Source organism: Variovorax sp. P4_D9 (assembly GCF_056401695.1).
Map to the genome: position 1 here is coordinate 1 of NZ_JBFUIU010000176.1, position 13,436 is coordinate 13,436.

The 13,436-nt window shown below is 66.7% G+C and carries 20 protein-coding genes and 1 pseudogene; 14 read left to right on the forward strand and 7 right to left on the reverse strand.

The features are described 5' to 3' along the window. Together AC1DY5_RS19700 and kdpF are read right to left on the reverse strand one after the other, a co-directional pair. Positions 1 to 724, reverse strand: a 724-nt coding sequence (locus tag AC1DY5_RS19700; protein ID WP_478114018.1) for a potassium-transporting ATPase subunit KdpA, incomplete at its 3' end; no start/stop codon positions are given. A gap of 1 nt (position 725) precedes the next feature. Further along, on the reverse strand, positions 726 to 824 hold the full coding sequence (gene kdpF / locus AC1DY5_RS19705) for a K(+)-transporting ATPase subunit F (protein ID WP_478114019.1): 99 nt from the start codon (positions 822 to 824) through the stop codon (positions 726 to 728). 275 nt (positions 825 to 1,099) lie between these two features. Between kdpF and AC1DY5_RS19710 the strand changes: the two genes are divergently transcribed. Next, positions 1,100 to 1,288, forward strand: a complete 189-nt coding sequence (locus AC1DY5_RS19710; RefSeq protein WP_478114021.1) for a DUF2970 domain-containing protein — start codon at positions 1,100 to 1,102, stop codon at positions 1,286 to 1,288. Between the two features lie 29 nt (positions 1,289 to 1,317). Here AC1DY5_RS19710 and AC1DY5_RS19715 read toward each other — a convergent pair whose 3' ends face one another. Beyond that, positions 1,318 to 1,845 (reverse strand): Rrf2 family transcriptional regulator, encoded by a 528-nt coding sequence (locus AC1DY5_RS19715; protein WP_478114022.1) that lies wholly within the window; start codon positions 1,843 to 1,845, stop codon positions 1,318 to 1,320. 142 nt (positions 1,846 to 1,987) lie between these two features. Beyond that, the gene (locus AC1DY5_RS19720) at positions 1,988 to 2,335 is read right to left on the reverse strand and encodes a hypothetical protein (protein ID WP_478114023.1); all 348 of its coding nucleotides are present in this window, start codon (positions 2,333 to 2,335) and stop codon (positions 1,988 to 1,990) included. A gap of 341 nt (positions 2,336 to 2,676) precedes the next feature. Here AC1DY5_RS19720 and AC1DY5_RS19725 point away from each other — a divergent pair, with 341 nt between their 5' ends. The 5 genes from AC1DY5_RS19725 (at position 2,677) to AC1DY5_RS19745 (ending at position 5,896) form a co-directional block, all read left to right on the forward strand. Continuing rightward, positions 2,677 to 2,973: a hypothetical protein gene (locus AC1DY5_RS19725; protein ID WP_478114025.1), complete on the forward strand. Its 297-nt coding sequence runs from the start codon at positions 2,677 to 2,679 to the stop codon at positions 2,971 to 2,973. A 105-nt stretch (positions 2,974 to 3,078) separates the two neighbouring features. After that, entirely contained in the window at positions 3,079 to 3,978 is a 900-nt protein-coding gene (locus AC1DY5_RS19730) for an SPFH domain-containing protein (protein ID WP_478114027.1), read from the forward strand. A 26-nt stretch (positions 3,979 to 4,004) separates the two neighbouring features. Beyond that, positions 4,005 to 4,202 carry a type II toxin-antitoxin system antitoxin gene (locus AC1DY5_RS19735; protein ID WP_478114028.1) on the forward strand — a complete coding sequence of 66 codons (198 nt, stop codon included), beginning with the start codon at positions 4,005 to 4,007 and terminating at the stop codon, positions 4,200 to 4,202. Positions 4,203 to 4,223: 21 nt separating this feature from the next. After that, a complete protein-coding gene (locus AC1DY5_RS19740; protein WP_478114030.1) occupies positions 4,224 to 5,177 on the forward strand; it encodes a DUF2628 domain-containing protein in 954 nt (317 codons plus the stop codon). A gap of 275 nt (positions 5,178 to 5,452) precedes the next feature. After that, positions 5,453 to 5,896, forward strand: a complete 444-nt coding sequence (locus AC1DY5_RS19745) for a hypothetical protein (protein WP_478114031.1) — start codon at positions 5,453 to 5,455, stop codon at positions 5,894 to 5,896. A 45-nt stretch (positions 5,897 to 5,941) separates the two neighbouring features. Here the strand turns inward: AC1DY5_RS19745 and AC1DY5_RS19750 are convergent, their stop codons facing one another. After that, on the reverse strand, positions 5,942 to 6,295 hold the full coding sequence (locus AC1DY5_RS19750; RefSeq protein WP_478114033.1) for a DUF2917 domain-containing protein: 354 nt from the start codon (positions 6,293 to 6,295) through the stop codon (positions 5,942 to 5,944). 171 nt (positions 6,296 to 6,466) lie between these two features. On the opposite strand from AC1DY5_RS19750, the gene AC1DY5_RS19755 reads away from it, so the two are divergent. After that, positions 6,467 to 7,561: an alpha/beta fold hydrolase gene (locus AC1DY5_RS19755; RefSeq protein ID WP_478114035.1), complete on the forward strand. Its 1,095-nt coding sequence runs from the start codon at positions 6,467 to 6,469 to the stop codon at positions 7,559 to 7,561. 18 nt (positions 7,562 to 7,579) lie between these two features. Here the strand turns inward: AC1DY5_RS19755 and AC1DY5_RS19760 are convergent, their stop codons facing one another. Further along, a complete protein-coding gene (locus AC1DY5_RS19760) occupies positions 7,580 to 8,092 on the reverse strand; it encodes a DUF2306 domain-containing protein (RefSeq protein ID WP_478114037.1) in 513 nt (170 codons plus the stop codon). Between the two features lie 182 nt (positions 8,093 to 8,274). Beyond that, positions 8,275 to 8,481: a hypothetical protein gene (locus tag AC1DY5_RS19765; protein ID WP_478114038.1), complete on the reverse strand. Its 207-nt coding sequence runs from the start codon at positions 8,479 to 8,481 to the stop codon at positions 8,275 to 8,277. 84 nt (positions 8,482 to 8,565) lie between these two features. Here AC1DY5_RS19765 and AC1DY5_RS19770 point away from each other — a divergent pair, with 84 nt between their 5' ends. From AC1DY5_RS19770 to AC1DY5_RS19800, 7 genes and pseudogenes are all read left to right on the forward strand, one after another. Beyond that, positions 8,566 to 8,991: a hypothetical protein gene (locus AC1DY5_RS19770; protein ID WP_478114040.1), complete on the forward strand. Its 426-nt coding sequence runs from the start codon at positions 8,566 to 8,568 to the stop codon at positions 8,989 to 8,991. A 116-nt stretch (positions 8,992 to 9,107) separates the two neighbouring features. Further along, the gene (locus AC1DY5_RS19775) at positions 9,108 to 9,413 is read left to right on the forward strand and encodes a hypothetical protein (RefSeq protein ID WP_478114042.1); all 306 of its coding nucleotides are present in this window, start codon (positions 9,108 to 9,110) and stop codon (positions 9,411 to 9,413) included. Beyond that, entirely contained in the window at positions 9,410 to 10,780 is a 1,371-nt protein-coding gene (locus AC1DY5_RS19780) for a TolC family protein (RefSeq protein ID WP_478114044.1), read from the forward strand. The genes AC1DY5_RS19775 and AC1DY5_RS19780 overlap by 4 nt, the downstream gene beginning before the upstream one ends. A gap of 5 nt (positions 10,781 to 10,785) precedes the next feature. After that, positions 10,786 to 12,201 carry a multicopper oxidase family protein gene (locus AC1DY5_RS19785; protein WP_478114045.1) on the forward strand — a complete coding sequence of 472 codons (1,416 nt, stop codon included), beginning with the start codon at positions 10,786 to 10,788 and terminating at the stop codon, positions 12,199 to 12,201. 37 nt (positions 12,202 to 12,238) lie between these two features. Next, complete coding sequence (locus tag AC1DY5_RS19790; RefSeq protein WP_478114047.1) at positions 12,239 to 12,742, forward strand: cupredoxin domain-containing protein; 504 nt, start codon at positions 12,239 to 12,241, stop codon at positions 12,740 to 12,742. Beyond that, complete coding sequence (locus AC1DY5_RS19795) at positions 12,739 to 13,071, forward strand: copper-binding protein (RefSeq protein ID WP_478114048.1); 333 nt, start codon at positions 12,739 to 12,741, stop codon at positions 13,069 to 13,071. Before AC1DY5_RS19790 ends, AC1DY5_RS19795 begins: the two co-directional genes overlap by 4 nt. 133 nt (positions 13,072 to 13,204) lie before the next feature. Further along, a pseudogene (locus AC1DY5_RS19800) lies at positions 13,205 to 13,436 on the forward strand (alpha/beta fold hydrolase); the annotation flags it as partial.

The window sequence follows — 13,436 nt, forward strand, 5'->3', positions numbered from 1 at the left end:
TGCTCGCGTCTTCGGTCACCGGATTGCCCTGGGCGTCCTTCACCGGCTGGCCCGCCGCATCCAGCTTGGGGTTCTGGTAGGCCGTGGTTTCCACCGTGGTCACGGTCTTGTAGGCGTCGAAATTCTGGATCACGCCCTGGCCGGCGAAGAAGATCGCAAGCACGAACGAGATCGGCAGCAGCAGCCACAGRGTGACGCGCGTCAGGTCGACCCAGAAATTGCCCACCAGGCCCTTGCCGTCCGTGCTGCGCGCAGCGAAGCCGCGGGCCAGTGCGAAGGCCACCGCGATCCCGGTGGCGGCCGAGAAGAAGTTCTGCACCGTGAGCCCGAGCATCTGCGTCAGGTAGCTCATGGTCGACTCGCCGGCATAGCCCTGCCAGTTGGTGTTGGAGACGAARCTCACGGCGGTATTGAAGGCCGAGTCCGGCGAGACGGCCGCCATGCCCGCGGGATTGAACGGCAGCACCGATTGCAGCCGCTGCAGGCCGTAGAYGGCCAGGCCACCGATCGCGTTGAACGCGAGCAGCGCGAAGGCGTAGCTGCGCCAGTGCATCGAAGCCTCGGGCGAGGTGCCGGCGAGCTTGTAGAGCGGCGCTTCGRCGCGCTGCATCCAGCGCGGCAGGCGGCCGTCGGAAAGCGCCGCGATGAAGCGGCCGAGCGGCCAGGCGAGAACGCCCAGCACGACGAGGTAGAAGGCCAGCAGGCCCCAGGCAGAGGCGTTCACTTCAGAATTCCTCTGCGCAGATCAGTGCGAACACGAGGTACGCAAAAAGGATCACGGTGAGCAGGCCGCCGAATCCGTAGAGAACTTCGAGGCTGATCACGAGCGCTCTCCCTTGGGTGCTTCGAGCTTGAAGAGCCCGACCACCATTCCCGCCATCACGACCCAAATCGCCACCAGGGCGGCAATCCACACGATGTCCATCGATCTCTCCTGCTTTCAAATCAGGAATCGAGTGTGGAGAGGCGCGCGTAAAGACGGGGAACAGAGTCGACGGGGCGGCGTAAAGAAAGCGTAAATGCGGCAGCGCCATCTGCGACGGTCGAATCGGCGAGAACTGGTTCTTTACCCGGACGCGACGATGCGCCACAGTGGGCGATGTCCAAATTTCTTCGTTATCTGCGCGCCGTGCTCTGGGGCTTTATCGGCCTGGGCGGCCGCCGGGCCGACGCCGACGAGCGTGTCGACCAGGCCGGCGCCATACCGACCATCGCCATCGCCCTGGTGCTGGTCTTGCTGCTGGTCGTCGCCCTGATCGCGCTGGCGAAGTTCGCCGCCGGAACCTGATCCCAGGTTCGAGTCCGGCGGCGGAAGACTCAGCGTTTTGCGAGCAGGGCGCCCATTGCGAACACCGAGTTCGGCGCGTTGACCGGCGGCGGCTTCACACGGCCCGGGACCACCGGAATGCCGACTTTGCGCGCCGCCATGACGCCCTTGCTGATCTGTTCGTTAACCAGGCCCTGCAGCGTGATTGACTGCAGGAACTCGACCGCGCGTCGGTTCACCGACTCCCACAGCTCGTCGGTGGTGCAGCGCTGCTGCGCACCCGGCGCGTCAGGGCGCTGCGGGCGGGTCTTGAGTTCGGCCTCGTCGTCGATCGACAGGATGATGTCGGCCACGCTGATCTCGTCGGCGCTGCGGCCGAGCGAATAGCCGCCGCCCGGCCCGCGGGTCGATTCGACCAGGCCCTGGCGCCGCAGCTTGCCGAACAGCTGCTCCAGGTACGACAGCGAGATCCGCTGGCGCTGGTGGATGGAGGACAGGTTGACCGGGCCGTTGCGGCCGTTCAGTGCTACGTCGATCATGGCGGTGACTGCGAAGCGGCCTTTGGTGGTGAGACGCATCGATGATTCCTTCTGTATGGGGGCGCATTGGCGCCGCCGAGGGGGGGGTGCAGGCCGACGTGCGAAACGTCTTGCTGCGGAGTGCTGGCAGGCGAGGGAACAGAGCGGTCCCCCGCGGGCAGCGGGCCTTGGGCGTGAAAGCCTAGGCGCGAGGTGGCCGCTTCGGATGCTCGAGGAAGGGCGAGGCCCCGAGCGCCGGCGGCGGTGGCGCGACGAACTCCGACATCGCCAGCGGGACAAAGTGGCCGGGGGCGCCGATCAGGATCTCGCTGCAGTCGTGCCGCTGCTCGTCATTGCCGGGCGTCTCGTCGCCGCTTTCGGCCGGTGTGCCGGCATCGAGGGCGTGGGAGCCCGCCAGATGCTGGATCTGCGCCGGCACCGTGGCGTCGCAACCGTGCTGGCGCGCACCCGCCTGACCTTGGGCGACGGCCGTGAAGCCGAGGCAGCAAAGCACGAACGCGAGAACAGCAGGGAAGAGCCAGCGGGGCATGCGGATCGGATTTTAACTGCCTCTTGACTGACTGGAATACGAAGCCTCGGGCAATTCCCGGCCCCTACACTAGGGCCCTTGCCGAACCGTCCCGAGCCTGCGCTGCGAGGAGTCTTCATGACCACCCAGTCGAACCCTGTCGACCACCTGCCCCGCCGGCTCGACGCCGGTGGCGCTGGAAGCCGCAGGGACYCGGGCATCCTGCTGGTCGACGACCATCCCTTCGTGCTCGCCACCGAGGCGCAGCTCCTGGAAAGCATGGGGTACCCGCGCATCGGGACCGCAACCACCGCCGAGGCCGCCTTTCCCATAGGCCGGATCCGTTTGCGCTGGGACAATCCGTGCTCTCGATCCGATTCGTCACGCGTCGCACGGCGGTCACGATCGCTCTGGCCTGCGCCGCGGCGGCATCGGTGGTCGCGCTGGCATTGGGCGCCGCCATCGGCATGCACTGGGCAGAACGCGAAGCCGCAGGGCGCCAGTCTTCGAATGGCGTCGAACGCGAGTACGTGGTGGACGAACTCGGCAAGCTGAACGCGTCGGTCGCGCAGATCGAACCGCGCATCGCGCCGAGGGAACCGCGCGCGCCCGGCAAGACGCATAGCCGCGCATGCTCGCCTTCCTGCAAAGCGCGCTGACCGGCGGCTGAGCACACACCCGTGCCTGGCGCTGGGCCGCGAAGAGGCTGTTGAYTTCGCCTTTGACAGATATTAAAGTGATATCACTTTCCTGGAGGAGACCGAATGACCGAGGCAGCGTCCCCCACCCATGCGCGCGTCGTCCGCAGCGAACGCCGCTACCAGTCCATCAGCGGTTACGCGATTGCGCTGGCTGCGCTGCTGCTGTTCGCCTTTGGCGCCCTCATGTTCGTTCGCCATCTGGCACATCCGGCCATCGGCGTGGCGCTGGTGCTCGTCGGCGCCGTGCTGATGCCTGGCTTCTACATGCTCAAGCCCAACGAGGGCATCATCTTCACGCTGTTCGGCGAATACAAGGGCACTGACCGTTCCGAAGGCCTGCGCTGGACCAACCCGTTTCTGAGCGGACAGAAGATCTCGCTGCGCGCGCGCAACCTCAACACGCCGCCGCTGAAGGTCAACGACAAGCGCGGCAACCCGGTCGAGATCGGCGCCGCGGTGGTCTGGCGCGTGCACGACACGGCCCAGGCGGTGTTCGAGATCGACGACTACACCAAGTTCGTCAGCATCCAGGCCGAGGCGGCGATCCGCCATCTGGCGACGCTGTACGCCTACGACAGCGGCGAGGATCTCGAAGGCGACGAGACCACGCTGCGCGCCGGGCTCGATGTGGTGGCCGACGCCCTGAAGGCCGAGCTCAATCAGCGCTTCGCCAGTGCCGGGGTCGAGGTGCTGGACGCCAAGCTCACGCACCTGGCCTACGCACCCGAGATCGCCCAGGTCATGCTGCGGCGCCAGCAGGCCACGGCCATCGTCAGCGCCCGGCATCAAATCGTGGCGGGCGCGGTGGGCATGGTCGAGGCCGCGCTCAAGGGCCTGTCCGAGCGCAACCTGGTGACGCTCGACGACGAGCGCAAGGCGGCGATGGTGTCCAACCTGCTGGTCGTGCTGTGCTCCGACAACGACGCCCGGCCGGTGATCAACACCGGCACGCTCTACACCTGAGCGTCGGCCCGGCGCGCTTTTTCTTCATGGCCAGTCCTGGCAAGAAGTCATTTCCGCTGCGCATCGATCCGGTGCTGTGGGCCGAGATCGAGCGGCTCGCGGCGCAAGAGCTGCGCAGTGCGAATGCGCAGGTCGAATTCATGCTGCGCGAGGGTCTGGAGAGAAGAGGGCGGTTGCCGGCCCGCGCAGCGGCAGCGCCGAAGAAGGGTAAGCCGGCGAGCTGAAAGAACTGTTCCCGGGAAGGGTTGCAGCCGCGCCACGACCTGAGCCGTTGGTGCTGGCCGTCCGAGCGTCTCGAAGGTACAACCGCGGGCGAGGAGAAAGAACCAATGAAGACCATCGCAGCCGGCGAGGCCCCCATGCCGCCCCAGTCTCTTGCAACGGACGATCCGCGCGAGCTCTACGAGCTTGCCATCGGCGAAAGGAGCCGCGACTACTACCTCCGAAGGTTCGAGGAGTTCGACAGGGAAGGGACCCGGTTCGGCTGGCACTGGCCGGCCTTCTTCTTCACTTTCTGGTGGCTCATGTACCGGAAGATGTGGGGCAAGGCGGCGCTCTACTTCTTCCTGCCCAATGTCATTGCAGTGGCGATCGGCGCTTCAGCGGCCTTCGCCCCCCGGTTCGCGATGCTCGCGTACTGCGCGTACGTGTTGGGTCTGTTCGTGATTCCGCCATTGATCTCGAATGGGGGCTATTACCGGCACTGCCAGAAGCTCATCGCCAGTGCACGCAATACGAGCAGCAACCCGCAGGCCCAGTTCGCCGTGCTGGCCACGAAGGGGGGCACCAGCAACGTCGCCCTGATTTTGGTGATGGTGTTGGCCATCGTGGCAGGTATAGGCATGCTCGCGGCCATTGCCCTGCCGGCCTACCAGGACTACACGACCCGCGCGAAAGCCGTGGATGCGCTGCGCTACGGCAAGGCCGCGGCTGCCGCAGTCGGCGAACACTACGAGACCCAGCGCGCGCTGCCTCGAAGCCTGGCGGCCGTCCGGATCGGCCCTCCGCTGCCGCCCGAGCTTCAGGACGTGCAGTTGAACACCTCGAACGGAACCATCAGGCTGGTGCTCTCGAGCGGACCGGTGAACGGGCGGACGTTTCAGCTCGTGCCGTCCGCGGACCCCGGCGGCCGCGTCACCTGGACCTGCCAGCCTGTCGACATGAGGCCGAACCTGCTGCCACCCGAGTGCCGGCAATGAGCCCGCCCGCATTCTCGAAGATGTGATTTGCGAACCCAGGTGCTCTGCGGCGCGTTCGCATTGGCGGAAAGGCCTTTCGTCTGCTTGGAGGCCGCGTGTATTTCAAGGTTCCTCCACCACGCGGATCGACAAGGACGGGGAGAGCCTCGAGGCAGGCGTTGGGCCGCTTCTGGGCTTCTTCATTCGAAGGCGCTGGTGGGTAGGCTACGTCGGAGCGGTCATGCCGATGTTGGGCCTGATGACTTGACAGGCCCACCGCAGCTCAAGCTCACGCCATGTTCCACCCCGACACACCGAAGAGAATTTTCATTTGCATGCGTGCAGCCATCGTGGCTGGGCTCGGAGCTGCGATGATCGCGCCGCATGACGGGTATTTTCGGCCCAACTTCGCCCACTATTGGCTGCCGACAGGTGCTGTCGTCGCCCTCATCGCAATGTGTGGAGCGCGCCCGTCGGTGGCCTACGGCGTGGCTACTGCCTTGTGTGCGTTCATGCTGCTGTACTTCGCATGGCTCTGGTCTTTCAACGCACTGGACGCAGCGCTGCGTTGGGTGGGCTACTACTTCTCGACGCCTGCCGCCGTATTCGGCGCATTTGCGGCACACATCTGGGTCCAGCCTCACTCCACGACGATGGCTGTCGAATGGGTGGCGTCATTCGCATGGACTTTTCTGGGTCCTGCGCTGAACCTCGGCGCGTTGTGCCTCCTCATATTCTGAAAACGCCAAGCGTGGACCTGGCAAGGACCGCCTCCGCTGCGCGGACTACGCATCTCGGTCGGCCGCGGACGTCGACCGCTGATTTTCAGCGCTGTCGATCCCAAATTCCGCCGCCCCCAAGGCCTGAATGAACATCGGCTCCTTGCGATCGGCGACGAAACTCGATCCGGCCTCGAGGACCACGTCTCGTCCGTCACCCGCGTGCGTGATCCAGATCGAACCGCGAATGCACTGAAGGCGGCAGCCCCACGGCCTCTCGAGGTCGAAGGTGCCGTTTCCCCGCAACGACACCCACTGAATCGCGCCAGCCCGCCGGTCGTCGGCGCGAAGCGCGCGTTCGGGCCGGGCAAGGAATGGAATGACGGACCAGAAGACGCGGTGGCAGGCTGCGAGGTTCATTTCGAGTGCTCCTTGCGTCTCGCCGACGCCATGGAGGCAGCATGCGCGTCCTTCGATGCCCGGGGCAGTCGTTGGATCACCGTAGCGCTCGTTTGCGACTACCGTAAGGGTGTCGTAGCATCCGACTCGCGTCCGAACGCCCGTTGCCCTTCACACGGATCAGCCCACGCCATGCCCGCCCATGCAGGGATTCGCTTTTGCACCAGTGCCGACGGCACGCGCCTAGCAATGGCCGTCAGTGGCACAGGTTCGGCAGTCGTCGCCGTGCGGATCTGGAGCGCCGTGGAGGCGCTCGAAGCGCCGATCTTCACCTCGCGCCATTGGGCCGAGGCACTGTCGAGAGACTTCATGTATGTGCGCTATGACGCGCGGGGTATCGGTCTGTCGGAACGCGCCATTAGCCGCTTCACGATCGACGCCTGGGTGGAGGATCTCGAGGCCGTGGTCGATGCGCTGGGCGTACCGACGGTCGCGCTGGTCGCGTTCTCGCATGCCGCCGCGGTCGCAATCTGCTTTGCCGCACGGCATCCGGAGCGCGTCAGCCGTCTGGCCATCTACGGCGGCTGCGCGCGCGGGCTCATGCGCCGCACCGAGGATGAGAAGGCGCTGAACGCCGCTCGCGCAATGATCCAGACGGCCGAGGCGGCCTGGGGTGAGTACGGTGCGCTCGGGGCCTCGTTCCGTTCTTCCTACTACTTGCGCTGGCGCCCCCAGATCACCCGGGAGCAGTTGAAGGAGTTCGATGCGGTCGCCCTCGATCGCATGGGTAAAGTGGGATTTCCCTACACCGTAGCGGCGCACGATCTCGACGTGTCGGCGGAAGCGCGCACGGTGGCCTGTCCGACCCTCGTCTTCCACGCGCACGACGACACTTTCATTCCCTTCGACGAGGGCCGCCTGATGGCCTCCCTGATCCCGGGCGCGAAGTTCATCTCGTTCACCAGCGCCAACCATATGCCGCTGGAGGCCGATCCCGAGTGGCCCGAAGTCGTGCATGAACTGTCGGCATTTTTCGAACCCGGAACGACGGCCGATTCGCCGCGGCGTGACGTGCCGGTCGACCGTTCGACGAGTCGAATGACCCCGCGGCAGATCGAAGTGCTGCGCCTGGTCGGGCAAGGGCAGACCGACAAGCAGGTGGCGCGTACGCTGGGCCTGAGCCATCGGACGGTCGAGATGCATGTGCGCCGCATGCTGGAAGCCCTGAATTGCCACACCCGTGCGGAAGCGGTCCGCATCGCCACGAGACGCGGCCTCCTGGAATAGAAGCGCTCGTTCCTTCGCCTATCCGCCCACGCCGCCCGCCAGCCCCGCCGACGACCGCTTCGCGAGGCCGCGCACCTGCAGCACGCAGCCGATCACCAGCAAGACGAAGCAGAAGCCCACCGCCTTCTGCAGGCTCGGATCGTCGGGCCCGCTGAACCACGGCGCCCCAGCGGGCAGCCGCGTAAAGGTCTCGGTCAGCCCGGGGATCATGTGGAAGAAGAGCGTGGTCGAGTAGGCGATCATCTCGATCGCGCGCGAGGCTCGGCCGAAGACCTTCCGGCGCCCGGCCAGCGCCGCGATGCCGAGCACCAGCAGGGTGAGGATCCCCAGCGCATGTGGCGCGCCGAAGCCGCCGTGCCGGAAGATGCCGAAGCCGGTCAGGCAGGTCAGCACCGTGGCCCAGACGTAGGTGCGGCCGAGCGGGTGCCCGGCCGCGATCTCGCCGAAGCGGATCAGCGATGCAAAGCCGGCGACCAGCGCCACCAGGCTGATGGCGGTGTGGACGGTGCCGAGCGGTGTCAGTCCGAACATGGGAACTCCTTCGCTGTGAATGGATCGGCGCGGCCTGCCTGCGCGGCGTCAGGGCATCGGGAGGCCGGCTCGCGGACCGTCCGGATCGCATAAGCAAGAGTCGGACCGTCAGGTCGACGGACCGGCCCGATCATCTCTCTTTTGCGGACCGCTGTGGCGCGGCCTTCGTGCGTCGGTCGCGATCAGGGTTCGCAGCGGAACAGGACGCCGGTTTCGGCCGGCGCCTTGCCGATCACCTGCAGCGTCAAACGGTCCTTCTGGCAGTAGGAGGTGGCCTCGGCGTAGGTCGTGGCGCGCATCACGCCGTCCTTCATTCGGACGACTTCATGGGAAGGGRCACCGCAGCCTGCCAGCGCCACCGCGAGGTGGAGGAATGAGAGCCTGTTCATGGCGCCGACTTTAGCGCCTCGGTGCGCCATCCACGACCCCGTCCGCCTCGGGGCCATTGCCGTGCGTCATCTAGAATGTGCGCCATGCACCGGGTTCGCCTGCTCGTCCTTTGGATCATGATGATCGCCGTCCCCTTTCAGGGGTACGCGGCGGCGGCCATGGTCCTTTGCGGACCCGGCCACTCCGGTGCGATGGGCACGATGGCCGCGGTCGCGGACGGATCTTCCGAAGCGCACGACGCCACGCTGCACCGGCACGGCGACGGGCATGCCGGCCAGCACCATCACGAGGCCAAGCCGTCGGCCAAGGCCGACCCCGACAAGTCCGCCGGCCTCGAGATCGACACCCTGCACAAGTGCGGCACCTGCGGCGCCTGCCACGCCACCGCGCTGGTCAGCGAGCTGCAGCTGATCGTCCTCCAGGACCTGCCCCCTGCTGAACTGGTGGAACCATCCTTTGCGATGGCGACACGCGCGCCCCGCCTTCTCGACAAACCTCCTCGCAGCTGACACGTTCGCGCCGCCGTGACTTGTCACGGCCACGCCGCGAACGCCCATGCATCGCCTGCGCCGTGCCCTTTCAGGGCAGCTCGACGCACTCCGTTCATGAACTTGCGAGGACATCCATGTTCGCTTCATTGCCGGCCCGCTGGCTGGCCCTTTTCCCCGCCGTGGGTGCGCTGAGCGCCATCGCCCAGCCGACCTCGCCGCCTGCTGAATCGACCGCGACGCACCCGGTCGTCAGCTACCAGTCCGCGCTCGAAGGCTACCGCCCCTTCGCAGACGAAAAGCCCATCCCCTGGAAGGCCGCCAACGACACCGTGCATCGCCGCGGTGGCTGGCGGGCCTACGCCAAGGAGGCGGAGAACAGCGGAGCCGGCGACGGCCCCGCCATACCGAAACCGACAACGCCAGCGAAGGAGCGACCATGATGCCGGCCTTCCGCCTGCCGACCATCGCTGCCGCCATCGGCGTGCTGGCCGGCTGCGCCTCGGTCGGCATCGACGATGCATTGCAGGAAACGAACGCCAACGCGCAGGCCTTCACCCAGGGAAAGCTGGAACTGAGCCGCGACCCCGCGCAGCGCGACCGCCGCGCGGCCCTGGCGCAGGAGCTTCTGGCGCAACCGTTGACGCAGAACGACGCGGTGCGCCTCGCCCTCGCCAACAGCCCGGCCGTGCAGGCCCTGGTCGCCCAGAGCTGGGCCGACATCGCCGCCGCCAACCAGACCGGCCGGCTCCCGAACCCGATCTTCAAGTTCGATCGCCTGCGGATCGACAGCGAACTCGAGCTGGGCCGGCTGCTCTCGTTCGGGCTGGTGGACCTGATCCTGCTGCCGCGGCGGCTGGCCATCTCGAAAAGCCAGTCGGACCAGGCCAAGGTGCAGCTGACGGCCACCGTGATCGACCAGGTCACGCAGGTCCGGCAGGCCTGGGTTCGTGCGGTCGCAGCCCAGCAGACGCTGAAGTACGCCGAACAGGTCCATCGCTCGGCGCAGGCCAGCGCGGAGCTGGCGCGCCGGATGCAGCAGGTCGGCAACTTCAGCAAGCTCCAGCGCGCGCGTCAGCAGGTCTTCTATGCCGACGCGACCACCCAGTTGGCCCTGGCGCGGCATGCCGCCACCGCCACGCGCGAGGAGTTGAATCGCGCCCTTGGACTGGACGATGTCCAGGCCGCACGGATGCGCCTGCCGGACCGGCTGCCCGACCTGCCGAAGGTGCCCCGCGATGCGACGGAGGTCGCCGCCACCGCGACCGAACAGCGCCTCGACGTCCGGATCGCGCGGGCCCGGCTGGAGGCCGCGGGCCAGTCGCAGGGGATCAACCTGCTGTCGACCTACACCGAGATCGAGCTCGGCGGCCGCCACGACACCGTGTTCGACGATGCCACGGGGACCCAGAGCACGCGCCGCGGCTTCGAGGTCGACATCCGGCTGCCCCTGTTCGACTGGGGAATGGCGCAGCGCGATGCGCTGGATGCACAGACGCTGGCCGCGGCCAATCGCTACGACGCCACTGTGCGCGGCGCGTCCTCGCAACTGCGCGAGAGCTACTCGGCGTACCGCACGGCCCATGACATCGCCCGGCACTACCGCGACGAGATCGTCCCGCTGCGCCAGACCATGACCGACGAGAACGTGCTTCGCTACAACGGCATGCTGATCGGCGTCTTCGAGTTGCTGGCCGAGGCGCGCGACCAGATCGCGAGCGTCAGCAACGCCATCAACGCCCAGCAGCAGTTCTGGCTCGCCGACGCCGCGTTGGCTGCCTCGACCATCGGCAGGCCTTCGACCGAATGAACGACATGAAGAACCGACGCAATTTTCTCGGCGCTGCGAGCGCCATTACCGGAGCCGTCGCCGCTGCGAGCGTGAGCAAGGTGGCGATGGCAACGCTGCCCGAGCCCGTGTTCCAGACCCAGCCCGACACCATGCCGCCGCTCGCGCCCGCCAGCGGCCGTCCCTACGACCCCGTGCTCACCCTCAACGGCTGGACCCTGCCGTGGCGGATGAACAAGGGCGTCAAGGAGTTCCACCTGGTGGCCGAGCCCGTGGTGCGCGAGATGGCGCCGGGCTTCAGGGCCAACCTCTGGGGCTACAACGGCCAGTCACCCGGGCCCACCATCGAGGTCGTGGAAGGCGACCGGGTGCGCATCTTCGTGACCAACAAGCTGCCTGAGCACACCAGCGTCCACTGGCACGGCCAACGCCTGCCCAACGGCATGGACGGGGTTTCGGGGCTGACGCAGCCGCCGATCCGGCCTGGCAAGACCTTCGTCTACGAATTCGTCGCCCGCCGCCCGGGAACCTTCATGTACCACCCGCATGCGGACGAGATGGTGCAGATGGCGATGGGCATGATGGGCTTCTGGGTGACGCACCCGAAGGGCGAGAATCCGCTGATCGACAAGGTCGACCGCGACTTCGTATTCCTGCTGAACGCCTACGACGTCGAGCCCGGCAGCGCCACGCCGCGGATCATGACCATGCTCGACTTCAACCTGTGGTCATGGAACAGCCGGATCTTTCCGGGCATCGACTCGCTCAACGTCCGGCTCAACGACAAGGTCCGCATCCGCGTCGGCAACCTGACGATGACGAACCACCCGATGCACCTGCACGGCCACGAGTTCGAGGTCACCGGAACCGATGGCGGACCCACGCCTCGGAGCGCACGCTGGCCCGAGGTGACGGCCGATGTCGCGGTCGGCCAGATGCGCCAGTTCGAGTTCGTGGCCGCCGAGGAAGGCGACTGGGCCTTCCACTGCCACAAGAGCCACCACACCATGAACGCCATGGGCCACGATGTCCCGACCATGATCGGCGTCGACCACCAGGACATCACGCGCCAGATCGCGGACCTGGTGCCCGACTACATGGTCATGGGCGAGCGCGGCATGGCCGACATGACCGAGATGCAGATGCCGATCCCCGACAACACGGCGCCGATGATGACCGGCGAGGGCCCTTTCGGCTCGGTCGAGATGGGCGGCATGTTCAGCGTCCTCAAGGTCCGCCGTGGCCAGAAACCCGGCGACTACACGAACCCGGGCTGGTTCAAGCATCCCAAGGGCACCGTGGCCTACGAGCTGGACGGCCCCGTGCCCGAAGCGCAGCGACAGCGCGGTGCCGGTGCCGCCGCGATGCCCGCGCGGAACATGCCCGCCAGGGACATCGAAGTCCAGGTTCGCAAGCCCGCCGGCGGCCACGCCGGCCACTGACGTCTTCTCCCCACCACTCCCAACGCAAAGGAAATCCATGAAGCAGACACTTCGCCACACCGCCCTCGCTGCGCTGTTGGCCCTGGCGGCGGCCGGCGCCTCGGCGTCCGGCACCCATGCCGGCGGCCACGCGCACGACGACAGCCACGGCCACGACGCCGACAGCGCGATCGGCCAGCCCGGCGTCGCCGGCAAGGCCGCCCGCACGATCCGCATCGACATGAACGACGGCATGCGCTTCGTGCCGGCCGACATTCGCGTCAGGCAGGGCGAGACCGTGCGCTTCGTCATCAGGAACTCAGGCCAACTGAAACACGAACTCGTGCTCGGGACCCGGAAGGCGCTCGAGGCCCACTACGAAGTCATGAAGAAGAACCCCGAAATGGAACACGCCGACCCGAACATGGTGACCCTGGCGCCCGGCCAGAGCGGTGAAGTCGTCTGGCAGTTCACCCGGGCCGGCCAGATCGACTTCGCCTGCCTTCAGCCCGGGCACTATGACGCCGGGATGAAGGGCGTCGTGAAGGTGGCACGGCCATGATCGGCTTGCGCAACGCACTGCTGGCGTGCCTCGCGGCACTGGCCCTTTCTGGCGCCGCCGGCGCCCAGTCCGACCCTCCGAGGACGCCCGCCGCGGACGAGTTCTCCGAAGGGGAAGTTCGCAAGATCGACATCGACAGCAAGAAGCTCACGCTCAAGCATGGCCCGCTCAAGAACCTCGAAATGCCCGGCATGACCATGGTCTTCCAGGTCAAGGACGACGCGATGCTCGAGAAGCTTCAGGTCGGCGAGAAGATCCGATTCCAGGCCGAAAAGATCGATGGCAAGTTCACGGTGACCCGGATCGAGGCCCCGGCCCGGGTTCCATGACGCCAGGGAGGCTCCGGCATGCAGCCTCCCGCCCCCGCATGGCAAGGTCTACACGGCACGTTTATTCGCATCGCCGCGGGAATGGAATATCCTGCGGCTGCTGCGACCTTGCGCTGGTATCAGCCGAAACGACATGAGATTGCTTAAGTTCATTGGCGGTGTCCTGCTGCTTGCTTTGATCGTCCTGGGCATTGGCGTGGCCATGGCCTGGGCACCTGACCGGCCGGTCGATTCACTCAAGGCGCGCTGGGCGCCGGCGCCTTCGCAGTTCGTTCGCATCGATGGCATGGACGTGCACCTTCGCGACGAAGGCACGCGCAACGACCCGCAGCCCATAGTCCTGGTGCTCGGCACTTCTGCCAGCC

What these genes read in the sequence shown, in the direction of transcription:
- AC1DY5_RS19730 (WP_478114027.1), top strand. Translation starts at nt 3,079, where the DNA reads ATGACCGAGGCAGCGTCCCCCACCCATGCGCGCGTCGTCCGCAGCGAA.
- AC1DY5_RS19770 (WP_478114040.1), top strand. Translation starts at nt 8,566, where the DNA reads ATGCACCGGGTTCGCCTGCTCGTCCTTTGGATCATGATGATCGCCGTC.
- AC1DY5_RS19785 (WP_478114045.1), top strand. Translation starts at nt 10,786, where the DNA reads ATGAAGAACCGACGCAATTTTCTCGGCGCTGCGAGCGCCATTACCGGA.
- AC1DY5_RS19775 (WP_478114042.1), top strand. Translation starts at nt 9,108, where the DNA reads ATGTTCGCTTCATTGCCGGCCCGCTGGCTGGCCCTTTTCCCCGCCGTG.
- AC1DY5_RS19790 (WP_478114047.1), top strand. Translation starts at nt 12,239, where the DNA reads ATGAAGCAGACACTTCGCCACACCGCCCTCGCTGCGCTGTTGGCCCTG.
- AC1DY5_RS19735 (WP_478114028.1), top strand. Translation starts at nt 4,005, where the DNA reads ATGGCCAGTCCTGGCAAGAAGTCATTTCCGCTGCGCATCGATCCGGTG.
- AC1DY5_RS19710 (WP_478114021.1), top strand. Translation starts at nt 1,100, where the DNA reads ATGTCCAAATTTCTTCGTTATCTGCGCGCCGTGCTCTGGGGCTTTATC.
- AC1DY5_RS19720 (WP_478114023.1), bottom strand. Translation starts at nt 2,335, where the DNA reads ATGCCCCGCTGGCTCTTCCCTGCTGTTCTCGCGTTCGTGCTTTGCTGC.
- AC1DY5_RS19750 (WP_478114033.1), bottom strand. Translation starts at nt 6,295, where the DNA reads ATGAACCTCGCAGCCTGCCACCGCGTCTTCTGGTCCGTCATTCCATTC.
- AC1DY5_RS19760 (WP_478114037.1), bottom strand. Translation starts at nt 8,092, where the DNA reads ATGTTCGGACTGACACCGCTCGGCACCGTCCACACCGCCATCAGCCTG.
- AC1DY5_RS19795 (WP_478114048.1), top strand. Translation starts at nt 12,739, where the DNA reads ATGATCGGCTTGCGCAACGCACTGCTGGCGTGCCTCGCGGCACTGGCC.
- AC1DY5_RS19715 (WP_478114022.1), bottom strand. Translation starts at nt 1,845, where the DNA reads ATGCGTCTCACCACCAAAGGCCGCTTCGCAGTCACCGCCATGATCGAC.
- AC1DY5_RS19745 (WP_478114031.1), top strand. Translation starts at nt 5,453, where the DNA reads ATGTTCCACCCCGACACACCGAAGAGAATTTTCATTTGCATGCGTGCA.
- AC1DY5_RS19755 (WP_478114035.1), top strand. Translation starts at nt 6,467, where the DNA reads ATGCCCGCCCATGCAGGGATTCGCTTTTGCACCAGTGCCGACGGCACG.
- AC1DY5_RS19780 (WP_478114044.1), top strand. Translation starts at nt 9,410, where the DNA reads ATGATGCCGGCCTTCCGCCTGCCGACCATCGCTGCCGCCATCGGCGTG.